General features: G+C 39.2%; 25 protein-coding genes. 7 read left to right on the top strand and 18 right to left on the bottom strand.

The window, feature by feature from the left end; all coding sequences use genetic code 11:
• Positions 1-14 precede the first annotated feature (14 nt).
• From spoVIF to M3600_RS08320, 7 genes are all read right to left on the bottom strand, one after another.
• Positions 15-269, bottom strand: coding sequence for a sporulation-specific transcription regulator SpoVIF (spoVIF, locus tag M3600_RS08350; RefSeq protein ID WP_233316749.1), 255 nt, complete (start codon positions 267-269; stop codon positions 15-17).
• A 135-nt stretch (positions 270-404) separates the two neighbouring features.
• The gene (locus M3600_RS08345; RefSeq protein ID WP_233316748.1) at positions 405-530 is read right to left on the bottom strand and encodes a YjcZ family sporulation protein; all 126 of its coding nucleotides are present in this window, start codon (positions 528-530) and stop codon (positions 405-407) included.
• A gap of 126 nt (positions 531-656) precedes the next feature.
• On the bottom strand, positions 657-1,013 hold the full coding sequence (gene spoVAE, locus M3600_RS08340; protein ID WP_233316747.1) for a stage V sporulation protein AE: 357 nt from the start codon (positions 1,011-1,013) through the stop codon (positions 657-659).
• A 17-nt stretch (positions 1,014-1,030) separates the two neighbouring features.
• The gene (gene spoVAD, locus M3600_RS08335; protein WP_237940969.1) at positions 1,031-2,044 is read right to left on the bottom strand and encodes a stage V sporulation protein AD; all 1,014 of its coding nucleotides are present in this window, start codon (positions 2,042-2,044) and stop codon (positions 1,031-1,033) included.
• Entirely contained in the window at positions 2,045-2,518 is a 474-nt protein-coding gene (gene spoVAC / locus M3600_RS08330) for a stage V sporulation protein AC (RefSeq protein ID WP_233316745.1), read from the bottom strand.
• Positions 2,519-2,531: 13 nt separating this feature from the next.
• Entirely contained in the window at positions 2,532-3,008 is a 477-nt protein-coding gene (locus tag M3600_RS08325) for a sporulation protein (RefSeq protein WP_233316744.1), read from the bottom strand.
• Between the two features lie 377 nt (positions 3,009-3,385).
• On the bottom strand, positions 3,386-3,739 hold the full coding sequence (locus tag M3600_RS08320) for a DUF1360 domain-containing protein (protein ID WP_237940967.1): 354 nt from the start codon (positions 3,737-3,739) through the stop codon (positions 3,386-3,388).
• Between the two features lie 211 nt (positions 3,740-3,950).
• Between M3600_RS08320 and M3600_RS08315 the strand changes: the two genes are divergently transcribed.
• Positions 3,951-4,448: a CotY/CotZ family spore coat protein gene (locus M3600_RS08315; RefSeq protein WP_233316742.1), complete on the top strand. Its 498-nt coding sequence runs from the start codon at positions 3,951-3,953 to the stop codon at positions 4,446-4,448.
• A gap of 285 nt (positions 4,449-4,733) precedes the next feature.
• Here M3600_RS08315 and M3600_RS08310 read toward each other — a convergent pair whose 3' ends face one another.
• The 4 genes from M3600_RS08310 to mgtE form a co-directional block, all read right to left on the bottom strand.
• A complete protein-coding gene (locus M3600_RS08310; protein WP_233316741.1) occupies positions 4,734-5,255 on the bottom strand; it encodes a CotO family spore coat protein in 522 nt (173 codons plus the stop codon).
• 200 nt (positions 5,256-5,455) lie between these two features.
• Positions 5,456-6,229, bottom strand: coding sequence for an enoyl-ACP reductase FabI (fabI, locus tag M3600_RS08305; protein ID WP_233316740.1), 774 nt, complete (start codon positions 6,227-6,229; stop codon positions 5,456-5,458).
• 118 nt (positions 6,230-6,347) lie between these two features.
• A complete protein-coding gene (locus M3600_RS08300) occupies positions 6,348-8,198 on the bottom strand; it encodes a monovalent cation:proton antiporter family protein (RefSeq protein WP_251645336.1) in 1,851 nt (616 codons plus the stop codon).
• A 43-nt stretch (positions 8,199-8,241) separates the two neighbouring features.
• The gene (gene mgtE, locus M3600_RS08295) at positions 8,242-9,603 is read right to left on the bottom strand and encodes a magnesium transporter (RefSeq protein WP_396953797.1); all 1,362 of its coding nucleotides are present in this window, start codon (positions 9,601-9,603) and stop codon (positions 8,242-8,244) included.
• A gap of 247 nt (positions 9,604-9,850) precedes the next feature.
• On the opposite strand from mgtE, the gene prpE reads away from it, so the two are divergent.
• Positions 9,851-10,588 (top strand): bis(5'-nucleosyl)-tetraphosphatase PrpE, encoded by a 738-nt coding sequence (gene prpE, locus M3600_RS08290; RefSeq protein WP_251645331.1) that lies wholly within the window; start codon positions 9,851-9,853, stop codon positions 10,586-10,588.
• 335 nt (positions 10,589-10,923) lie between these two features.
• On the opposite strand, the gene M3600_RS08285 is transcribed toward prpE, so the two are convergent.
• From M3600_RS08285 to M3600_RS08270, 4 genes are read right to left on the bottom strand one after another with little or no spacing between them, the layout of a single operon-like run.
• Positions 10,924-11,868, bottom strand: coding sequence for an RluA family pseudouridine synthase (locus M3600_RS08285; RefSeq protein ID WP_396953791.1), 945 nt, complete (start codon positions 11,866-11,868; stop codon positions 10,924-10,926).
• Positions 11,846-12,640: an NAD kinase gene (locus M3600_RS08280; protein WP_233316735.1), complete on the bottom strand. Its 795-nt coding sequence runs from the start codon at positions 12,638-12,640 to the stop codon at positions 11,846-11,848. The genes M3600_RS08285 and M3600_RS08280 overlap by 23 nt, the downstream gene beginning before the upstream one ends.
• A 32-nt stretch (positions 12,641-12,672) precedes the next feature.
• Positions 12,673-13,305, bottom strand: a complete 633-nt coding sequence (yjbM, locus tag M3600_RS08275; RefSeq protein ID WP_245399842.1) for a GTP diphosphokinase — start codon at positions 13,303-13,305, stop codon at positions 12,673-12,675.
• Positions 13,306-13,357: 52 nt separating this feature from the next.
• Positions 13,358-13,726 carry a UPF0738 family protein gene (locus tag M3600_RS08270; protein ID WP_233316733.1) on the bottom strand — a complete coding sequence of 123 codons (369 nt, stop codon included), beginning with the start codon at positions 13,724-13,726 and terminating at the stop codon, positions 13,358-13,360.
• Positions 13,727-13,882: 156 nt separating this feature from the next.
• Here M3600_RS08270 and M3600_RS08265 point away from each other — a divergent pair, with 156 nt between their 5' ends.
• The 5 genes from M3600_RS08265 to M3600_RS08245 all read left to right on the top strand — a co-directional run bounded on the left by M3600_RS08265 (position 13,883) and on the right by M3600_RS08245 (position 17,170).
• Positions 13,883-14,467, top strand: a complete 585-nt coding sequence (locus M3600_RS08265) for a CYTH domain-containing protein (RefSeq protein WP_233316808.1) — start codon at positions 13,883-13,885, stop codon at positions 14,465-14,467.
• Between the two features lie 38 nt (positions 14,468-14,505).
• The gene (locus M3600_RS08260; protein ID WP_237940958.1) at positions 14,506-15,165 is read left to right on the top strand and encodes a lytic transglycosylase domain-containing protein; all 660 of its coding nucleotides are present in this window, start codon (positions 14,506-14,508) and stop codon (positions 15,163-15,165) included.
• Positions 15,166-15,437: 272 nt separating this feature from the next.
• On the top strand, positions 15,438-15,821 hold the full coding sequence (locus M3600_RS08255) for a globin domain-containing protein (RefSeq protein WP_233316732.1): 384 nt from the start codon (positions 15,438-15,440) through the stop codon (positions 15,819-15,821).
• 18 nt (positions 15,822-15,839) lie between these two features.
• Complete coding sequence (locus M3600_RS08250; RefSeq protein ID WP_233316731.1) at positions 15,840-16,715, top strand: ClpXP adapter SpxH family protein; 876 nt, start codon at positions 15,840-15,842, stop codon at positions 16,713-16,715.
• A 275-nt stretch (positions 16,716-16,990) separates the two neighbouring features.
• Positions 16,991-17,170, top strand: a complete 180-nt coding sequence (locus M3600_RS08245) for a hypothetical protein (RefSeq protein ID WP_233316730.1) — start codon at positions 16,991-16,993, stop codon at positions 17,168-17,170.
• A 36-nt stretch (positions 17,171-17,206) separates the two neighbouring features.
• On the opposite strand, the gene pepF is transcribed toward M3600_RS08245, so the two are convergent.
• The 3 genes from pepF to cls form a co-directional block, all read right to left on the bottom strand.
• Entirely contained in the window at positions 17,207-19,024 is a 1,818-nt protein-coding gene (pepF, locus tag M3600_RS08240; RefSeq protein ID WP_237940956.1) for an oligoendopeptidase F, read from the bottom strand.
• 165 nt (positions 19,025-19,189) lie between these two features.
• Positions 19,190-20,362, bottom strand: coding sequence for a competence protein CoiA (locus M3600_RS08235; protein ID WP_251645329.1), 1,173 nt, complete (start codon positions 20,360-20,362; stop codon positions 19,190-19,192).
• 68 nt (positions 20,363-20,430) lie between these two features.
• On the bottom strand, positions 20,431-21,948 hold the full coding sequence (cls, locus tag M3600_RS08230) for a cardiolipin synthase (protein ID WP_233316727.1): 1,518 nt from the start codon (positions 21,946-21,948) through the stop codon (positions 20,431-20,433).
• Positions 21,949-22,072: the final 124 nt, after the last annotated feature.

The following is a 22,072-nucleotide window of genomic DNA, read 5'->3' as shown; positions in this document are numbered from 1 at the left end:
GGTTACCCGCCAAATCACTTTTTATTAATCATCTTGGATAGTGTGTTGAAATCAAGCTGTTTCCCATCCTTAACAATGGATTGAACAATTTTGTCCTCTGTTTCTTTAGGAACAGGTTTGCCAGCGATTTGGGATACTCGGCGAATGACCCCTCTTACTGTGTTTTCATCTTTGAAGTTTGCATTTTGTAATGAATTAGCCAGGTCAAAAATGTCTTTCATATTCACACCTGTTTTTGATTCTATATTCTTAAAGAAGTTGTTATTCATACCTGTATTTCCTCCTTCTTGAGCTACTTTACATAGTATGTAGGTAAAAGTAAAAGGTGAAAATTTTCAGTTAAAAAAATTAAAAAGGATAGGCTTTCCCATGGAAAGCCTATCCTTTCGTTCATTTACTAATTATTAAGCGTAGAAGCTAGCTCCAACAATAATCAATAGAATGAAAAGTACAACGATCAAAGCAAATGAAGAACCATAACCGCCGCCGCTATAGCCGCCGCCTCCATATCCATATCCGCCGAAACACATACACCTTCACCTCACTTCTCCTTTATTCTTTAATAGCATATGGAAATTGAGGTATTGTGTATAGGCAAGCTCCTAAGCTATGTGAATTTGTACGATTGACTATTAGCGGATGAAACGGAAGAATTCTTAACCCTTTGGTTTAAAAATTAAAGCGCCAATAAAACCGAAGACGATTGCGGCTGAAATTCCTGAGCTGGTAACCTCAAACATTCCTGTGAGTACCCCAATTAACCCATGTGTCTCTGCTTCTTGCATAGCACCATGAACCAGTGCGTTACCGAAGCTCGTAATAGGAATAGTTGCACCAGCACCGGCAAAGTCGGCAAACGGCTCATACAGACCTAGTCCATCTAATATAGCACCTGCCACAACTAAAGTCGTTAAAGTATGTGCTGGTGTACGCTTGGCCACATCAAACATTAGCTGGCCAATTACACAAATCAAGCCTCCTATTACAAATGCCCAAAAAAACATTGGCAGCATACTCAATTTCCTCCCTTCTATATTTCGATTGATACTGCATGAGCAATACATGGAATAGATTCTCCCTGCTGAACCGTAAGCGGAGATAACAATGCACCTGTCGCCACGACAAGTATCCGCTTATAAACACCTCTTTTCATTTCGTTCAACAAGTGACCGTATAATACAGTCGCAGAACATCCAGGACCGCTAGCGCCTGATTGGACTGGCTGATCAGCTTTATAGATAAGTAAACCGCAGTCATTAAATTTATTTTTATCAATATGAATTCCTTTTTCCTCAAGAAGTGCGAGTGCAGAATCTCTGCCAATTTTACCCAAATCACCAGTAACAATTAAATCATAATGAGATGCATCAACACCTAAGTCATTGAAATGGGCACAAATAGTATCAGCAGCAGCTGGAGCCATTGCCCCGCCCATATTAAATGGATCAATTAAACCCATATCCATTACTCTTCCTATTGTTGCTGACGTCGTGTACGGGCAATTTTCATGCGTTCCGTCATTTTCTGTTAACAAAGCAACGCCTGCGCCTGTGACAGTCCATTGTGCTGTCGGCGGCTTTTGACCGCCATATTCTGTTGGATAGCGGAACTGCTTTTCAACAGCTGCGTTATGGCTCGAAGCACCTGTAAGGATATTCTTAGCACCTTTGTAGTTGATTATAAAAGAAGACATTGCCAGCCCCTCCATCGAGGTAGAACAAGCGCCAAACAAGCCGAAATAAGGCACTTTCAGGTCACGGGCAGCAAAGCTGGTTGGTGTGATTTGATTGATAAGGTCGCCTGCAATAAAAAATTGGGCATCCTCTGCAGACAGTCCGCTTTTTTTTAAAGCAGTCTCTGTTGCTTCCTCCAAAAGCACTCTATGCGCTTGCTCATAAGATGTCTTGCCCATCCATAAGTCTTCATGCAAAATATCAAAATCCTTCGCTAAGTTTCCGTTCCCTTCAAATGGACCGCCTGCTACACCTGTAGACTGTATGACAGGATGATTGTCAAAAAGCCATGACTGTTTTCCTTTAAGCAATTACATAACCCCCCTGGCCATTAGAATAAGCGTTTTAATTAAAGCAACAACAAAGGCAGCAAAGACACCAAATAAAATAACGGAGCCTGCTAATTTGAAGATATTTCCTCCTACACCTAATACAAAGCCTTCGGTCCGATGCTCTATTGCCGCAGAAATAATGCTGTTCCCGAACCCTGAAACCGGCACTGCACTTCCAGCTCCGGCAAACTGGCCAAGCCGGTCATAAATGCCAAATCCGGTGAGCAGCATAGACAGGAATATGATTGTGGCACTTGTAGGGTTTCCGGAAGTTTGCTCTGTAAAGTGGAAAAAATAAATATACATAAAAGACAGCAGCTGTCCGAGCATACAAATAAAGCCTCCGACAAAAAAAGCCTTTATGCAGTTCTTTACTACTGGTCTTTTCGTTTCGTATTTTTTCTCTAATTGTTCATACTGTTTTTGCTGTGGTGTTTTCTTTTTCTTCGCCATTAATACCTTCTCCTTATGTTAGTTCATTGGTGAGATTGATTATTTGCTTAAGCCGCTTATCCGCATTTTTTTCACTGTAATCGGCATTCTTCATCTTATCCCCAAGCCTTATCGCTTCTAGAAATATCTTATAGTCACTTGATACAGTGAATGTATGGTCGGGAAACTTATCACTTAAGATTTTGTTCAAGTCACTCTCAATGCCCTTCATTCTAAACCTGGACATATGCTTTACTTTATAAGCAACCAGAATTTCCTTTTGGCCTTTAATCACCGCTACGTCATAGATGGATTTAACCGAACTTGCTTCATCTTTTACTTGACGCACTAATATTTGTTCAAGCTGATCTGGATTTTTGGTAACTGTTAATGGAGCAGGATCAACCCTTTTGAATAAAGCGGTCCGGCTGGAAGGAGATGATTCTTCACAACCGGCCAGAAGAAAGCACATGAAAATAAAAAATACAAAAAAACGTTTTTGATGTGTCATATTTGTCCCTTCCTATGTAAAAGATGTATGTTTTTCCTTTGTTTATTTTTTTCGTTTTTACTGTTTTTTATGAAAAAAAAAAGGAAGCATACAGCCCCAATTTTTGTAAAGACAAAAAAAAGAACGGCAGATCCGCTCTTCTTTCTTGGCTTTTAGCCATTTGTTTTAACTTTTTTCCCACAGCCGCAGCCTTTCTTTTTCACCTTTTTTTTCCGGGAAATAGCAGCAGGTGCTTCTTCTTTTTTTGTCAGTTTTTTCATCATTACAAGCACTCCCGTTTTTTTAGAATGACATTAGAATATGTCTACCATATTGTATGAGGCTCTTTTTGTCTATGTGTAAACAACTAGCCTAAATATAGAAAATGAATTTCAATGTTATTCCGTCAATTTCTGCACGATAGCCTCGATTATAGAAGCAGCCCCTGCAATGGCAAGTATCAGTACAACTGGTGTGCAAATGCTTGGAAGGAAATAATACAATAGGACAAGAAAGCCAGTTGACCAAACTCCAGTACACCAATAACAGCTAATCAATTCCCCTAAAAAGCCTCTAACCAAACCGTCCTTTGGAACATAATATATCTCATCTTCACCATTTTCATTTTTTTCAAGCTTTTCATCAAGCACTAACATGCGAAGGAATTCCGTTATGCGGTCAAACACTAATAATCTAGTCAGGCGAAATGTGGCTAACACTAACAGCAGCAGTTCTATCCACTCTATATTCACTTTTATTACCCTCCTCTATACACACACTAATATGAAGAAAGCAGTCTTTCAGTGCCTATTTTCATGACAGACATCTAAACACACTTGGAAATTTGGGCATATGCCTAAATTTCAAGAAAAAAGGCGTTTGTCCGTAACCCATAACGGTCTTTGGCAATATGTTAGTAGTGTAGTATCACAAAGAAAGAAACAAACAAGGAGGAAATCAATTATGGGTTGTGGAAAAAAAGATGATGTTTTCGGTACTTCTAGCTGTGTTTGCGAAGTGGTTCGCGCCATTAAAGATATTCAAGATAGTGCAGAAGACAACTGCGAATGTGAAACAAACTGCTTTTCTGAGCCACTAGGTTCACTTGTTTCCCCAACAAAACGCAGTAAAGCAGATACTCGTGTATTTGTTCTAAAAACAGCTGACGGATCACCTTTCCATGCTTTCTTCAGAGGAGATGACTGTGCATGTGTGTCTATCTTCTTCCGCGTAGAAGATGTGTTTGACAACTGCTGTGCAGTATTGAGAGTGCTTGCACCAATTACTAACACTCACTCTGGCAGAGAAACACTTGATATCACAGGACCAAAAGGCATTGACCTTGGCAAAGTCTGTGAAGTGGATGGATTCCGTCGCACAAGCGACTGCATTACAGTTGACTTGAAATGCTTCTGTGCCGTACAATGCATTGCTGACGTTGATTTAGACATCTGTGATTAATATAAGCGTAATTTACACCCTACAACCAGTCATTTTATATGGCTGGTTGTTTATTTTTTTTGCAATATAGGAAACTTCATCTTATCTTACTTCGGAGGTGAGAGTGTTGATAAAGATTTTCCACAAAGCAAATCATTCTACGCAAATTGCTCTTGTTGCCTATTCCCTATTATTACTGGTAATAGGTGCTGGCTCCCTTTTCTTTAATTCCCTAGACTAAAGAAAGCTACATAAGTGCAAAAAAAAACGCACTTTTAACAGTGCGTTTTTTTCCTGAGCCGATGCTTAAATACCGACCATTCTAACATCTGTAATTTTCTTCGTAAAAAGGGAGATTTCCTCGCCATCCATCAACTTTACTGACACTTTCTTGTCATCTTTGCCAGTTATAAATCCTCTTATTTGCTGGTTTTCTTCAACCGTCAGGATACATGCAACAGGAGGAAGCTGTTTCGGAAAGTTAAAAAGATATGTCAGCCTTTCCTCTATCCCCATCTCCCTAAAGCTTTTCAGCCTGCGGAATGCAGGTTTCCGTTCTTGGCTTTCTTGTTGTTCCGCCTGCTCTACATTGTAGTCATGTATTTTATCCCGAACAGCCCCTGGAGACTCAATCATACCGATATGCTCTTTATCGGTTTGTTTTTCTGTTTTAGTTTTAGCAGCCTGCAATGCTGCGTTTTCTATTTCCTCTCTTCGCTTACGTGTTTGCGCTTTACGAGCAGAGAATGTGCTTTGCATGTTTTCAGCAGGAAAAGGAGTATGCTGAAACAAGAGAGGTGAAGCTTTTCTTGCTGTTTTTTTCCTCATAAAGTTAAAGTCACCTCCTAATACATAATATACAGCAGGTTTTTTTGCCTACTTCATCTTAATCTATGCTGGGGCATGCTTTAATGTTAATCAAGGAGTTTGTGTCAGGTATTTCTTTAAAAAAGATATTCATCATGGTGCTGCTCTATTCTGCAAAACAAAAAACGCTGACCCATTTTAGGTCAGCGCTTATTTATTGCTTATGAAATAATATGGAAGCCTGAATCTACGTGGATGTTTTCGCCTGTAATTCCTCTTGCCATATCACTGAACAAGAATACAGCCGTATCTCCCACTTCATCAGGTGTTGTTGTTCTTCTTAGCGGTGAGCGTTCTTCAATCTCTTTCAAGATTGAGTTAAAGTCACTGATACCTTTTGCAGAAAGTGTGCGAATCGGACCTGCTGAAATAGAGTTAACACGGATGCCGTCCTTGCCTAAATCAGATGCTAAATAACGGACACTTGCATCAAGTGAAGCTTTTGCAACACCCATAACATTATAGTTTCTAATAGCACGTTCTCCACCAAGATATGTTAATGTAACAATGCTTCCGCCTTCTGTCATCAAACCTTTAGCTTCCTTCGCTACAGCAGTCAAAGAATAAGAGCTGATATTATGCGCAAGCAAGAAGCCTTCTCTTGTTGTATTCATGTAATCCCCTTGCAATTCTTCCTTGTTTGCAAAAGCGATGCAATGAGCAATTCCATGAATAGTTCCAACTTCGTTTTTGATCGTTTGGAAGCACTGTGCGATATCCTGGTCATTCGTAACATCACATGGCAAAACGATGCTGTCACTTGCTTCAAGTGTTGCTACAAGATCACGAACACTTTTCTCCAGTCTTTCTCCAGCATATGTGAATACTAGACGGGCACCTGCTTTATGAAGAGATGTAGCAATCCCCCATGCAATGCTTCTTTTGTTCGCAACACCCATTACAACATAGGTTTTGCCCTTTAATGAAAAGCTCATAATTTATCCTCCTAAATTATATTACAAGTTATTAGTACCTAGTACTAATTTTACTATACTATCTTCAAAAAGAAAAGTGCTGTTACTGTAGTCATTTGGCTTATTTTTCCGTTGCCACTTAGTACTCACGTTCTAGGTTTTTTTTCAGCTCCCTGACATATTCTTCAGAACCAGTTACAATTAAATGGTCATGTAGCTGCAGCTCGGTGTCTCCATGGGGAATAACGGAATCTCTTCCACGGAAGATTCGTACAAAAATAACATCTCCAGTGAACGGGAACTTTCTTAATGTCATTCCCTCAAACCCCTTGTTCTTAATTGTAATTTCATGTAAAGATGTTTCATTATTCCCTAACAAAGCAAGGATGCTCGGAGATTGAATCATCGCTTTTAGCAGTGCTTTAGTTGATGTAAAGGATGAAAACACTTCAATTCCTTCCTTTTGCAAAGAGGCCTCTTTATCGAGATCTTCCATTCTGCAAATAACCCTATCAATCCCTGCCTGCTTTAATAAAAGACTCATTCTTTCATTCTCACTGCTATCGCCAGTAGAAACTACTACAATGTCCGCTGCCGAAATGTTTGTAGCCTTGATAACTTCCTCGGTATAATTGTCCAGCTCTGTGATTTCAAACAGAGAATTTGCAATTTGCAGATCATGTTTTTCTTGTTTTTTATGATAGAATTCCACCTTATAGTAAGGGGATTTTAACTCTTGGTATAGCTGCATAGTAATCTGATTCACACCGATGATTGAAATATTTACTGCCCTTTCTCCTGCTGTTTCCTTTGGGAAAAGTTTTTTGAAAACAATCGGTGTGATAATACAGGAAATAATTGCTACAAGAATAAATATCCCGCTCATCTGCGAGGTTATTATATTCATTCTTTCCCCAATCGCTGCAGCTGCAATTACTAGAGACAATGTCGATGTTAATAAAAACCCTGATGCTACTATTGTCCTGTTATCATACCATTTTTTCAAATAGTAAATAGGCAGCATCTTGCTTGCTAGCAAAGCAAGCAATAAGAGCGGTATAAATAAAAGAAGCATAGGATCTGTAAATAGTGACCATAAATCCATGTCAACACCAATCATTACAAAAAATATTGGAATTAAAAAGCCATAGCCAAAGGAATCTAATTGATGCACAAGCTCTTCATTCGGGGACAAGAGCGACACAAGCACCCCTGCTAAGAAAGCACCAAGAATATTTTCTGCACCGACAGTTTCAGACAGCGCTACTAAGAAAATAATTAATGCGAACACTGCCCTTGTTCCGATTTGCACTGTTCCTCTTGACATCGAATCTGAAGTGTTTTTGTTTTTGAAGCGTCTGCCTGCAAAATATAATAACACCCCTGCTGCAAATAGGATTAGTAACAGCCAAGTGTTACCGCCGCTTTCATGAATCGAAGCAAAAACTGCCAGCAATATCATTGTCGCTAAATCAGCAATGACTGCTATAAGCAGGATGATTTGCCCTATTGCCGTTTTCATGATATTTGCTTCTTTTAATGTTGGCACAACCACACCAAGTGAAATAGTAGAAATGATGATAGTCATTAAGAAAATACTATCTACAAAGCCTGCAAGGACAAACAGATAACTCAAAATAACCGATAACGCAAAAATAGCGGCAAAGATGATGACAGATGTTGAGAACGGCTTCGGTTCAAGCCTCCCATTCGGCAGTGTCTCTCTTTTTTTATTGCTGGAAAAAGATTTAAAATCTATCTCCAGCCCGCTTAAGAACATTAGAAAAATAAAGCCTAATGTTGATAAAGTCTCCAGCCAAGTATCCTGCTCGACAAGATTAAAACCGCTTTTTCCAATAATAAGCCCCATGATAATTTCTGCAACCACGACAGGAATAACATTTAGCTTTAGGCGGTGCAAAATAATCGGTGTCAATAATGCCACAATGATTACAATCATTAAGGACATTACAGAAGCGCCGTGTTCCATTTTATTTCCTCCTTGATAACTGCTTTTTTCTTTCTAAAATAACTTAACTGGTCAACAATCCCATAAACATCGTTGCCATTCCAAAATAAATGAGGATACTGATAATATCATTTAAAGTTGTAATAAATGGTCCAGATGCAACGGCAGGATCAATTTTTAATTTATTCATCAATAGAGGGATTATAGAACCTGCAATTGTCGCTACAATTAGTGTTCCTAAAATAGATGCACCAACTAAAAGCCCTAAAAAAATATTGCCTTTCCAAATATAAACGACCAATGTTACAAGTATTCCACAGACTCCACCTGTTATTAGTCCTGTTCCCGCTTCGCGCATGATCAGCTTGAACTTGCTTTCCTTCTCCAGGTTTCCTGTCGCAATGCCCCGCACTGCAACTGCGAGTGCCTGTGTCCCAGTGTTTCCTGCCATCCCTGCAATCAAGGGAATGAAAACAGCAAGGATAGAAACCTTGTTTAACGTCTCCTCAAACCTGCCGATTAAGCTTGCCGTAAACATTCCTAAGAACAACAGGATAATCAGCCACGGCAATCGTTTTTTTGCAGCAGAAACGGGATGTTGATCAACATAGTCCATATTAGAAACAGCCGCAAGCTTTGAATAATCATCAGTTGCTTCTTCCTCCAATACATCGACAATGTCATCAATCGTGATGATGCCGAGCAGCCTCCCTTGAAAATCAATGACAGGCAATGCAAGAAAGTCATAATCCCGCATCTTCCTTGCTGCTTCCTCACGGGTTTGAGTGACAGAAACAGAGTAGATACTGTCATTCATAATGTCAGCAATCACTGTACTGTCATCACTTACGATTAAATTCCTTAAGGATACTACTCCGACAAGATGCTTCTGTTCATCCACTACATAAATATAGTAAATTGTCTCCGCATTAGGTGCTTCCGCTTTAAGCAAGGCCATTGCAGCATGAACTGTCATATGAGAATACAGGCTGACATATTCAAGTGTCATGATGCTCCCTGCAGTTTCCTCCTCATAATCCATTAGTGCCTTGACATTGCTTGCCTCTTCAAGCGGCATAAGGGCGATATAACTAAGTGCTTGCTGCTTTTCCAAAGCGATGAGGATATCTGCTGCATCATCTGCTGACATATGTGTGAATATGTCAGCCACATAGGAAGGCAGCAGTCTTGCAAACAGCTCCTGGTAATCATGGTCTTCCATATCGAGATGCTCAAATAACTCTGCAATCTCCTCAGGTGATAAAAAATGAAATACACTCTCTTGTTCTACTTTCTCCAATTCCTTAAAAAATGAAGCTTGATCATATGGATGCAGCTCTAAAAATGCTTCTCTGAATGTTTGTAAGTTTTCATTTTGTAAAGAATGGAGGATTTCTTCTAGTTTTTCTTCATAGCTGCTCGTTATCTCTTTCAAAACATACTCCTTTCAAAAGTTTCTCTCTATACTAACAAATCTCTTAGAGTTTGTCGTCCATCTCACTAATTTCCAATAAAAAAATTATGATACCTTTACAAACAACCTAAAGGAAACAGGAGACAGCTAATATATATTCCCCATTCTTTTACATGTAAAACTTTAGATTGTGACCTTATAATATTTTGTTTCCCTACAAAAGATAATTGGTACGAAGGATTGAATTGGGAGGACAAATATGAAACTGGATATCATCGGTGATATACACGGCTGTTATGAAGAACTGCAAGCATTAACAAAAAAGCTTGGCTATACATGGGATTTAGGCTATCCCGTTCATCAAGAGAACAGATTGCTTGCCTTTGTCGGGGATTTAACAGACAGAGGTCCTAACTCTCTGCGTGTGATAGAGGTTGTTTGCACACTTATTGAAAAAAAACTTGGATATTATGTGCCAGGAAATCACTGCAACAAGCTTTACCGTTATTTTTTAGGAAGAAAGGTGCAAATTAAGCATGGATTGGAAACAACAGTAGAAGAATTGGAGAGCTTGAAAAAAAAGGACAGGGAAATTATCAAAAACAAGTTCATGAAGCTGTATGATCATTCTCCTTTATACCATGTACTTGATGGTGGAAAGTTAGTTATTGCCCATGCAGGGATTAAGGAAGATTATATTGGCAAGCATTCTGAGAAGGTAAAAACATTCGTTCTTTATGGTGATATTACGGGAGAAAGCCATCCTGACGGTTCACCAGTCCGACGGGATTGGGCTAAATCTTATACAGGAAAAGCAGCGATTGTCTACGGACATACTCCTGTTAAAGAGGTGCGTGCCATTAACAATACTTATAATATTGATACAGGAGCTGTTTTTGGTGGACATTTATCCGCACTAAGCTACCCTGAAATGACTGTTCAATCGGTTTCTTCTGCAATGCCTTATATAGCAGAGAAATTCCGGACATTTGATTAGCATAAATAAAGGGGATGGCACAACAAAATAAGCCTATCTAAACAAGAATAATAAAATTTCATCTAACTTTGAAACAATAAAAATAGAATATGGCTTTAAAATTAGTTCGTTTCATTGCGCTCTCGTCCCACTCGCTTTCCGCGGGGAGGAAGCTGAGCCTCCTCGTCTTCGCCTGCGGGGTCTATAGCCTTTCCTCTATTTCCCGCAGGAGTCGAGTGTCCTCCGCTCCATTCCACTAAGATTATTTATTATTTTATTTAAACGAAAACATAAAAAACCAAACTTTTTATCAATAAATAATAAAAATAGTTCGGTTTTTATGCAAATTTACAAATTTATGTCCCAGCCTGTTTATTTAATGTAAATAACCTTTTCATATCCTCAGGAAGGCTGATGGAAAATTCCATTTCCTGCTGTGTGATTGGATGGATAAAAGCAAGTCTTGAGCAGTGCAGCGCCTGCCTTCCTAACTTATAGCGTGAACCGCCATATAAATCATCTCCAATTAATGGATGGCTTATATAAGACATATGTACACGAATCTGATGTGTTCTGCCAGTCTCTAAAGACAGCTCAACAGCGGCAAAATCAGACAGCTGAGTTAGCACGTTGTAATGAGTAATGGCTGTCTGCCCGTCCTCTCTTACTTCCCTTTTAATGATGCTGTCTCCACACCTGCCGATAGGCGCATTGATGGTGCCGCTCTTATTGGAGAACAGCCCTTCTGCTAACGCTGTATAATGTCGTTTGACCAAGCGGGCCTTCTGTTGTTCACTCAAAAGATGATGAACATGACGATGCTTCGCAATAAGGACCATCCCCGATGTATCTCTATCAAGCCTCGTGACAATATGTGTTGTTGCTGCAATGCCTTTTTTCACATAGTAGCCGAAAACAGCATTCGCAAGGCTGCCGGAAGGGTGCTCTCTTGAAGGAATGGTGTTCATCCCGCTCGGCTTTTCCACGATAAGAAGATAGTCATCTTCATATATAATGTTCAGCGGTATTTCTTCGGGAAGCAAGCCCTCACTCGGCTTCTCAACAGGGAATAATACTGAAATCCGATCGCCTCTTTTCACCATATAACGGACATTCTGCTCCACCTCATTGACAGTAATCCTGCCGCCCTTGAACTTGATATCCGTCAGAGCAGACTTAGAGATGGACCTTTCTTTCAGAAACTCCTTCAGCATTATCTTCCCGTCTTCTTCCATAACCCAGTCTAGCTTAAATGTCACATGCCTTGCACTCCTAATTCTATTCTGAGATGAAAGAGTCATGAACCCTTTTCCAGAAAGGGAATGACCGATATCTCGCAAACCGTATTTTTTCTTCGGCAACTCGATAATGAATCGATTTAACCTTTTTATGCAATAATGTCAAATGATCGATGGAGATGCGAAAATCAGGCTCATTGACAGGTCTCAGCACACAAGTATGATGCTCAGGAATGATGAGCGGTGAGCCGACTGTCCGGAAAACACGGTTATTAATAGAAGCCATTTCAGCCAATTGAATGGCTCTGATAGACGGGTGCAGCAGCGCTCCCCCTAAAGCCTTATTGTACGCCGTGCTGCCGGAAGGAGTAGATACACATAGTCCATCTCCTCTAAACCGTTCAAAATGCTCTCCTCTGATTTCTACATCCATAACAAATGTGCCGTCAATGCTTTTTACAGTAGATTCATTCAAGGCAAGATATCGTGTTTCCTTATCTTCATCCTGATACTGAACAGTCACTTCAAGCAATGGATATTCGACTACACTGTATGGTGTTTTAGCAATAGCAATAACAAGCTTTTCAATTTCATCAGGCGTCCAGTCTGCATAAAAGCCGAGATGGCCTGTGTGAACACCGACAAATGCGGTTTTATCCAAGCGGCTGCTGTAGCGGTGGAATGCATATAAAAGCGTGCCGTCACCGCCGACTGAAATGACGATATCTGGCTCTTCCTCCTCATACTCCAGCTCAAAATCCAATAAATATTGCTTTAACCGCTGTACTAAATTATCCGACTTTGAATCACCTTTTGAGGTTACGGCAAATTTCATTTTCGATTAGCTCCTCTTTGAAATGATTTCCATCATTTTTTCCTGTCTTTCTGCTCCTTTTTTCGATTAAAAAAGGCTTGTGCTTCCTGAATCTCCCCTCGGATCAGCGACATTTCCTTATCCAGGCGGAATGCAGCTTCGGCAGCTCCTTGAAGTCTCATTTGGATGTCCTTCGGGAATTGCCCTTTATATTTATAGTTAAGCGAATGTTCAATCGTTGCCCAAAAGTTCATGGCAAGCGTCCTAATCTGTATTTCCATCAGGAGTTTTTTCTCTCCGTTGATTGTTTGCACCGGATAGCTAATAACGACATGATAGGAACGGTAGCCGCTCTCTTTTCGGTGGAGAATATAGTCTCTTTCCTCCACAATTTCAAAATCATTGCGAGCCCTTAATAATTCTACTACTCTTATAATATCGTCCACAAACGGACACATCATACGCAAGCCGGCAATATCCTGCATTTCTGTTCCTAATTTGTCTAAAGGTATACCCTTTTCATTGGCCTTATCAAGAATGCTTGCAATCGGCTTTACTCTTCCTGTGACAAATTCAATCGGAGAATGCTCCTCTTCATGCTCAAACTGTCTCCTCATGCCCTTTAACTTAACTTTCAGTTCATCAACCGCTTGTTTATAAGGGGCTAAAAATTGCTCCCACTGCATATATAACACCCCATTTTAAATAGGTTTCTTCTATTATGTACGTCGGTTTATATTATGAAAAAACGGCTGTTACACTAGCCTCCATCTCTTCTCCATAATTGCCGTTGCCTTCAATATTATCAATTAAGTATTCCATTTCCTCTTTCCATTCAGCCAATTCAAGGTTATTCTGTCCGTTTGACAAATACACCGGTAATTCGGCCTCTAAGCCTTTCTTTAAGCTCGGCCAAATATCTTTGCCGAGTACAATATATACGTACTGATCCCCTTTTTCAGCTAAATATATAAAGGCGAAAGCGTCAGAATCAACTAAGATCTGCCCCTTTGCAGAAAGCTCGTTAACCGGATAGCTTTCTTCCACTTTCAAGATTAAATTAGATTCAGTCATTTCTGCGTTTAGCACTTGTAGTTTTTCTTTCATTTTTTCACCCTCCAACTATGCACTATTTTACCACATTGGATAAATTTATCCTAAACATTGCAGTCAGAAACAAACAAAGAGATAATATCTATTAGAACCTTGCCTTAAGACCGTTTAAGGCATAAAAGTTAAACAGCCGGGAAAGGAATTTGGATGATGGAGAAAAACATTGAAATAGAATTTAAAAATATGCTGACTAAAGAAGAATACACCAATTTGCTTGAACATTATCAAGTCAAAGAAAATGAGTTATTTAAACAAGAAAACCATTATTTTGACACGGCAGATTTCGCCTTGAAAGAACGCAGCTCTGCACTGCGAATCCGCAAAAAACAGGCTGGCTACGAGTTGACGTTAAAGCAGCCCCATGAGGACGGGCTGCTTGAAACGAACAAGCAGCTGTCTGCAGAAGCTGGCGAGGAAATGATTCAGACAGGCCGAATTTTGGATGAACAGTTTGCAGCACTTTTGCTGGCCTTAGGTATTGCACCAGAAAAGATTCATTATTTTGGTTCTCTCACTACTATCCGAGCAGAAAAAGAAACTGGAAATGGTTTACTAGTTTTCGATCACAGTTTTTATTTAAATATAGAAGATTATGAGTTAGAATATGAAGTAAGCGATAGAAAAGAAGGACAGGCATATTTCCAACAGCTCCTTCAATCCTTTCAAATACCTGTAAGAAAGACCAAAAATAAAGTTAGAAGATTTTACGAGCAAAAATATAAGAACGGAATTTAAATAGATAACTCAGTTTACCAGTCATATGGAGGAACTACATGAAAATAGATCAATTAAAAGTTTTATTTGAATTGCAAGCATTACAGAACATGTCAACTGCAGGAACTGCTGACAGCTCTTCTTCAAATAATTTATTTCAAGAACTGCTCGGCAGTTTTTCATCGAGCGGGACAGGTGCTGCTGACAGCATCATGCAGAATACACTAGGCAGCTACGCCGGCATTAGTAGTGCAGCCAGCTCAAATCTAATGCAGACAAGTGCAACAAGCTCCCTGCTTCCTATCAGCTTAACTAAATTAGCGAAAAGTGATTCGAGCAGCAATGGAGATTTTGATGATATTATTCAAAAGGCTGCTGCTAAATACGGTGTTCCTGAAAAACTGATCAGTTCTGTTATTAAAGTGGAATCCAACTTTAATCCAAACGCGACAAGCTATGCCGGCGCATCAGGCTTAATGCAATTGATGCCTGCAACTGCCAGAGGTTTGGGAGTTAATAACACTTATGATCCTGAGCAGAACATTATGGGAGGCACTAAGTACTTGAAGCAAATGCTTACAAAGTATGATGGCGATGTCAGCCTTGCTCTAGCTGCATATAATGCAGGACCAGGCAATGTAAACAAATATGGAGGAATTCCTCCATTTAAAGAAACACAAAACTATGTCGCAAAAGTGACACAGCATTATACAGCATAACAATTTTACTTGCAGGCCGACATTCACCGGCCTGCTTTCTTACACTTTTATCCGGTACTTGTTAGTGGATATTTTTTTATGAAAAAATGACGCTGTAAATTAAACAGGCATAAACCGGAAAATGTGATAATAAAGTTTTACAAGCTATTTATTTGTACAATGAAAAGACCATTGGTAAAATAGCATTAAGTGATTTTTTATCTTATAAAAAGGAATAATTCATATTCTTTTCCTGAAAGTCCTATTATTTCAAACAAAAAGGAGTTTTAAAGATGGTCAATAAAATGCCTACTCCATATGATGTTATTGGGGAAAAAACGCTTAGCAATCTTGTTGACGCATTTTATGAGCGTGTTGGCAAACACCCCGATTTAGCTCCTATCTTTCCAGATGATTTAACAGAAACTGCAAGAAAACAAAAGCAGTTTCTTACACAATATTTAGGAGGGCCGCAAATATACACAGAAGAACACGGCCATCCTATGCTTAGGGCCCGGCATTTGCCGTTTCCCATTACGGAAAAGCGTGCAAAAGCATGGCTGTCCTGTATGAGTGAAGCAATGGATGAAGTTGAGCTAGACGACTCCATTCGTGAAGGACTTTTTTCAAGACTTGCTTTGACAGCAAAACACATGATTAATTCGGAGGAAAACTAAAGATAAAGGTGATTAAACATGATTGAAAAAGATTTGTCTACATCCATCCCGAAAACAGCCGATGACAATTGCCCTGATAGCAAACCCCTTGAAATATACATGTTTGTCGATCCTTTATGTCCTGAATGTTGGGCTTTAGAGCCTATCATTAAAAAGCTTCAGATTGAATACGGCCAGTATTTTTCCTTAAAGCATGTTTTGAGCGGAAGATTAGCCACATTAAACATGAATAAAAAGAAGAAATACGAAAATATCGCTGAACTTTGGGAACAAACAGCGAGCAGAACAGGAATGTCATGCGACGGTTCGCTCTGGTTCGAAAATCCCATTGTCTCTCCATATTTGGCTTCAATCGCATTAAAAGCAGCTGAATTACAAGGCCGTAAATGCGGCATCCGTTTTTTAAGAAAACTGCAAGAAATGCTCTTTCTTGAAAAGCAAAATATTGCTACATTTGACGTGCTGAAAAATTGTGCGGCAAGCGTCGGCTTGGATGTTGTTGAGTTTATTTCCGATATTCACTCAACAAGTGCTGCGAAAGCTTTCCAATGCGATTTAAAAATTACTTCTGAAATGGAAGTTTCCGAAATCCCGACATTGGTTTTCTTTAACGAAAACATTGAGGAGGAAGGAATAAAGGTTACTGGCTATTATCCTTATGAGGTATATGTACAAATTATTGAGGAAATGCTTCAAATCGTCCCAGAAAAAGCAGATCCTCCCCCATTGGAATCTTTCTTAAAATGCTTTAACCTTGTTGCTTCTAAAGAGCTTTCCGTTGTTTATAACAAGTCTATCCAAGAGATGGAAAAGGAAATGAAAAAGCTGCAGCTTAAACAGTTAGTAGAGCAGATTCCTGCAAAGTATGGAATGTTTTGGAAATATATTGGATAAATAAATGATGACATAAAAAAAGGGCTTGCTGTCTCAAGGCAAGGCCTTTTTTTATTAATTAACAAAGGGGATGGGAGAAATTTTTCACGGTCAAACAAAGGGGTATAAGTTTGTTTGTGATTAATTTCACAACATAATAATATCATATTATCATTATCCTTATCAATAAGTTTGTATATTTGTTCACAAAATAGACAAACTTTCATAACTAATGATGTAGAAACATACATTATTGACAGGCTAGCATTGATCTTAATGAAAGGAGATGAGTTAACATGAAGGCAATTATCCCTGTATCCCTGCTGCTTTGCATCTTGTTTGCATTCTTTTTGAATATTCTCGGGCTTATGCATATAATCCCCCTTTATATAAGCTCACCGCTTTTGTTTATCGCGCTCTTTCTATTTTTGTCGTTTATGAACAATCGCAAGAAGTTTAAAGGATTTCATAAGTAAAAAGGCATGCGGCTAAATAGCCGCATGCCTTAAACATTAAGAAAGCAGACTTTCCATTTCGTTGAGCTTTTGTTCAAATACTTTGCAAGCCTCTCTGATTGGGTCCTTGCTTGTCATATCAACTCCAGCTTTTTTCAGCACTTCAATTGGATAGTCGGAGCTTCCAGCTTTCAAGAAATCAATATAGCGATCCACTGCCGGCTTGCCTTCTTCAAGAATTTGTTTGCTTAAAGCTGTTGCTGCACTGTAGCCTGTCGCGTATTGGTACACATAGTAATCATAATAGAAGTGAGGAATTCTTGACCATTCTAAGCCGATTTCCTCATCAATAATGATATCTTCCTCGCCGTAATACTTTTTGTTTAGCGCATAGTACTCGGAAGTAAATAAATCAGCTGTCAATGCTTCGTTATTTTGCGCCTTTTCATGAATAAGGTGCTCAAACTCTGCGAACATAGTCTGACGGAATACAGTACCTCTGAAGCCTTCTAAATAATGGTTCAGCAAGTATAAGCGCTCTTGTTCATCTGTGATTGTTTTTAGCATATAATCGTTCAGCAATGCTTCATTGCATGTAGACGCAACCTCTGCGACAAAAATCGAATAATTTCCATACGGGTACGGCTGTGATTTTCTTGTATAATAGCTGTGAACAGAATGTCCGAATTCATGAGCCAAAGTAAACAGGTTATTCACATTATCCTGCCAGTTCATTAGGATATATGGATTGGTGCCGTATGTTCCTGATGAATAAGCTCCGCTTCTTTTCCCTTTGTTCTCGTGAACGTCAACCCATCGGTTTTCAAAGCCTTCTTTCAGAATGGATAAATACTCCTCTCCTAGCGGTGCAAGTCCTTTAAGGATATGTTCAGTAGCTTCTTGATAGCTGATCTCCATTTTCACATCCTTAACAAGCGGAGTATACAAGTCATACATATGAAGCTTCTCAAGACCAAGTACCTTTTTACGAAGCTTTACATAACGATGCAGCAATGGTAAATACTCATTGATTGTTTCCACAAGGTTTTCATATACCTGTTCAGGAATATTGTTAGCAGCAAGAGCTGCATGCCGTGCTGATTTATAATTTCGCACTCTTGCATTAAATGTATGGTTTTTTACTGTTCCGGATAATGTAGATGAAAACGTATTTTTGAATTTCCCATACGTATCATAAACCGCTTTAAACGCATCATGACGCACACGTTGATCTGCACTTTCCAAAAAGCGTGAATAGCGGCCATGTGTAACTTCCACATCTTCCCCATTCTCATCTTTAATGCTCGGGAATTCTATATCCGCATTATTAAGCATGCCGAATGTATTGCTAGATGCATCCAATACTTCAGATGCTTGGGCAAGAAGTGCTTCTTGATCTGCTGAAAGAACATGCGGACGCTGAAGGTTAATTTCCTCCAATGATTGTTCGTACAGGCGCAATTCTTCCTTCTCCTCAAGAAAACCCTTTATGATTGCTTCATCAATAGATAGAAGTTCTGGGACAATGTATGCGAGTTCACTCGCACTTTGTGCATATAAATTTTTTATCCGACTGTCCAGGCCTTGATAAAAGCCATTTGTTGTATCCTGATCATATCGCATATGTGCATATGTATATAATTTACCTAAACGGCTTAAAAGCGTATCCTGATATTGAAGCGCTTCGTACAAAACATCCGCACTTTCTGCAAGCTTTCCTTGATAGTCCCCTGCTTTTTTCGAGAGGGCCGTCACCTCTTCAAATTCTTTATTCCAGTCATCATCAGATGCGAAGATGTCTTCCAGTCTCCATGTGTCTTCCGTTGGAACTTCATTACGTAAAGGCAGTTTTTTTACAGTTGTTTCATTAGACATGTAAATCCTCCAATCTTTCCTTCGGATTTCGAAAAAATTTTCCTACCCGATATTTTCTATCTATTATAACTAAATTCCTGCTCATTTTTAAACTTTTGTGATTTACTAAGCTTATCATATGTAGCTTTGCTGTATTTCATTAATGATTTTTCCGTTTGGCTATTATTATTGTAAACTCCCTCCTTTTAACCTTAAATAAAAATCCTCCTCGTGTTTTGCCAGGGAGTCTGAGCTAAGGCAAGCTTCCTCACTGCTTGTAAAAAAATCTGGCCGAATCTCTTCTATCACCTTCATTTTCACAAGCACTGTTAAGTAATCATTAACTGTATTCCTCCAATTACTGTCTATAATATTGGGAAGATTGCGGACTGTGATGTCCCCCCTTTTTATTCTGCTTAGAAAAGCATCATAAACTTTATGAAGAGAAACAATTTTTCTAGCTGGCAGAAAACAGTCAATATACAAATATGCCTGCCAGATTAAAGGAGGAGTTAACAGTTTAATTCCTTCTTTCAAGGGAATGCCAATGAATGGCGGTATAACATGCGGATGCAAACCACTTTTGTAGAGATATCGCAAAAAGCGGTCATTCTCGTTTGAATGATAATGTATATGGTTATTCTTTTGTTTTTGAATGGCAGATTGCCAATCACTGTATGGAAAATTGCTGCTAAGATTTATTGTTTGTTCACGGAGGGTGACAGCAGCTAGTGGAAGCTTGTTAATAGAGGTAATAAATTTCTCTTTAGAAATGGGAATCGGGTTATCCATAATATAGAAGGATTTTTGGTATGGACAGTAAGCTGGGAGGATATATTTGCCCTTAAATGGAACAAGGAATGAGGATTGAAAAGCAGAAAATCGGGAGAAGCTCTTAGAACGTTTCACATTTTTATAACCTAATATCCAGATCGGCTGGTACTTTTCTTTTCGATATTGCTTTGTCCGTTTTTGCAAGCAGGACACTGGTATGGAAGAACATTGAAATTCTATGACATAATAAGAATTGTCCCACATGACCCCAATATCTCCTCTTTGCTTAATGGACGGAAAATACGGCTCTAGTACTGGATTTAATCCTAAATCCTTCAATCCATTATAAATCTGCAGCTTTCCGTGCAAATGATAAGATGATTCCTGCTCACTGCTTCCACTGCAGGATACATCCTTACGGTGAGCAAAATGAGGCAGCCTTTTCTCTCCGTTCTTTAACACAACCACACTTCGGCATGCTGGACAATAGAATATGCTGTTTCTTTTTTCTGCCTGAAGCTCCTTTTTCTCTTTAAAATCCAAGGCGCAAACGATGCTTCCGTCCTTATTTAACGCAGTAAACAATAGACTGCCACGCTCCTTTGAAAAATGAAATTTTACAATTAATCACAAAACAACTGAAGGCTCCTCCCTTATAAAAGGGGAGATAGAAGCCTTGATGTTGATTCGAGGATGCGGAAACCGACATGTCTTTTCCCGAATGAATCTATTTCAAGCTGCACAGCATCTTCCAAATCCTTCAAATAGATATCTGCCAGCTTTTTAGTGCTGTGGGTTTTGTATAAAAAGGCGCTTACTTCAAAGTTTAAGTGGAAGCTGCGCATATCCATATTGCATGTCCCTATGGAAGCTATTTCATTATCTACGATTAACAGCTTGCTGTGCATAAAGCCTTTTTCATACTCATAAATACGCACACCTGCCTCAAGCAGCTCAGGAAAATACGATCGGGATGCATGAAATACAATGCGCTTATCCGGCTTATTAGGAACAAGGATGCGTACATCAATGCCGCTCAATGAAGCAATCTTAATGGCAGAAAGGATGTCCTCATCAGGAATAAAATAAGGGCTTGCAATCCAGATTGATTTCGTTGCAGATGTCATCATCGAAAAAAAGATACTTTTGATGACACTCCATTCATTGTCAGGACCGCCGGCAATCAGCTGCACCCCGCCATGTGTGTTTTCTTCCGTAATCGGTGTTAGATAATCATTTGTCAAAAAGCTGCTATTCGTCATATAATACCAATCCTGCAAAAATATCAGCTGTAGCGACCGGACCGCTTCTCCTTTCACCAAAAGGTGCGTGTCCCTCCAAAAGCCAATCGACTGATTTTTCCCTAGGTATTCATCACCTATATTGAGTCCACCGACAAATCCGATATTTCCATCAATAACGATAATTTTCCTGTGATTGCGAAAGTTAAACTTGCTGTTAAGTACCGGAAATTTAACTGGACCAAATGCAACAATCTCAATTCCAGCTTGCCGCATTTCATTAATATAGCGCTTCGAAAGCTGCCATGATCCGACTGCATCGTAAAGGAATCTTATTTTCACCCCTTGGTTCGCTTTCTCGATTAGGACATCCTTTATTTGCTGGCCAATGTCGTCATGCCTCACGATATAGTATTCAAGGTGAATATGATGCTCTGCTTTTTTCAACTCAGCTAATATGGAGGAAAACGTTTCATCTCCATTTGTGAGGATAGTGGAAGAAGTGCCGAATGAAATGGGGCTGTTGCCGATTTTTTCTGCTAGCCGGAACAAATTTTGCTGATGAAGATCCATTTCCTTTTGCCTTTCTTCTGTTCCAGTGCCAATTTCTCTTTCAATTCGCAAAAATGCCTGTTTATCAAGAAAATACTTTTTACGATAAATTCTTTCTTTTCGATAATTACGTCCAAACAGGAGATAAAATATAAAGCCGACAACGGGAAAACTGCCAAGAACAACAAGCCATGTCAGTGTTTGTGTAGGATGCCTGTTTTCAAAGAAGATGACAAAGCCGATAAATATCACACAAAGACTTATAATTAAGCTAAGCTGTCCAATAATTCCGCCCTTAACGGTAATAAAAAAATTAAAAACATACACGAATATGCCTGCGGCTCCTAAAAATATTCCCAGCCTTGCTGTATGATTCATGTTAAACACCTGCCATCATTGCAATTATGTATACGCCCTATGTGAGAAAAAATTAAATGAAAAATAAAAAGCCTGTTCTCCTGTAAGGTGAAACTCACCATTACAATTTCTACTATATAGATAA

The sequence above is a fragment of the Niallia sp. MER 6 genome (assembly GCF_023714395.1).
GTDB lineage: Bacteria > Bacillota > Bacilli > Bacillales > Cytobacillaceae > Niallia.
The sequence above is the reverse complement of the archived record's forward strand: the minus strand, read 5'-3'. Positions and strand labels throughout refer to the sequence as shown.

Coding starts and splice junctions, on each gene's coding strand:
- M3600_RS08245 (WP_233316730.1), top strand. CDS start 16,991: ATGAAGGCAATTATCCCTGTATCCCTGCTGCTTTGCATCTTGTTTGCA.
- M3600_RS08300 (WP_251645336.1), bottom strand. CDS start 8,198: ATGGAACACGGCGCTTCTGTAATGTCCTTAATGATTGTAATCATTGTG.
- M3600_RS08250 (WP_233316731.1), top strand. CDS start 15,840: ATGATTGAAAAAGATTTGTCTACATCCATCCCGAAAACAGCCGATGAC.
- pepF (WP_237940956.1), bottom strand. CDS start 19,024: ATGTCTAATGAAACAACTGTAAAAAAACTGCCTTTACGTAATGAAGTT.
- M3600_RS08285 (WP_396953791.1), bottom strand. CDS start 11,868: ATGACTCTTTCATCTCAGAATAGAATTAGGAGTGCAAGGCATGTGACA.
- M3600_RS08265 (WP_233316808.1), top strand. CDS start 13,883: ATGGAGAAAAACATTGAAATAGAATTTAAAAATATGCTGACTAAAGAA.
- cls (WP_233316727.1), bottom strand. CDS start 21,948: ATGAATCATACAGCAAGGCTGGGAATATTTTTAGGAGCCGCAGGCATA.
- M3600_RS08325 (WP_233316744.1), bottom strand. CDS start 3,008: ATGACACATCAAAAACGTTTTTTTGTATTTTTTATTTTCATGTGCTTT.
- prpE (WP_251645331.1), top strand. CDS start 9,851: ATGAAACTGGATATCATCGGTGATATACACGGCTGTTATGAAGAACTG.
- M3600_RS08315 (WP_233316742.1), top strand. CDS start 3,951: ATGGGTTGTGGAAAAAAAGATGATGTTTTCGGTACTTCTAGCTGTGTT.
- M3600_RS08270 (WP_233316733.1), bottom strand. CDS start 13,726: ATGAAAGAAAAACTACAAGTGCTAAACGCAGAAATGACTGAATCTAAT.
- M3600_RS08255 (WP_233316732.1), top strand. CDS start 15,438: ATGGTCAATAAAATGCCTACTCCATATGATGTTATTGGGGAAAAAACG.
- M3600_RS08280 (WP_233316735.1), bottom strand. CDS start 12,640: ATGAAATTTGCCGTAACCTCAAAAGGTGATTCAAAGTCGGATAATTTA.
- yjbM (WP_245399842.1), bottom strand. CDS start 13,305: ATGCAGTGGGAGCAATTTTTAGCCCCTTATAAACAAGCGGTTGATGAA.
- spoVAC (WP_233316745.1), bottom strand. CDS start 2,518: ATGGCGAAGAAAAAGAAAACACCACAGCAAAAACAGTATGAACAATTA.
- M3600_RS08345 (WP_233316748.1), bottom strand. CDS start 530: ATGTGTTTCGGCGGATATGGATATGGAGGCGGCGGCTATAGCGGCGGC.
- M3600_RS08310 (WP_233316741.1), bottom strand. CDS start 5,255: ATGAGGAAAAAAACAGCAAGAAAAGCTTCACCTCTCTTGTTTCAGCAT.
- spoVIF (WP_233316749.1), bottom strand. CDS start 269: ATGAATAACAACTTCTTTAAGAATATAGAATCAAAAACAGGTGTGAAT.
- fabI (WP_233316740.1), bottom strand. CDS start 6,229: ATGAGCTTTTCATTAAAGGGCAAAACCTATGTTGTAATGGGTGTTGCG.
- M3600_RS08260 (WP_237940958.1), top strand. CDS start 14,506: ATGAAAATAGATCAATTAAAAGTTTTATTTGAATTGCAAGCATTACAG.
- spoVAE (WP_233316747.1), bottom strand. CDS start 1,013: ATGCTGCCAATGTTTTTTTGGGCATTTGTAATAGGAGGCTTGATTTGT.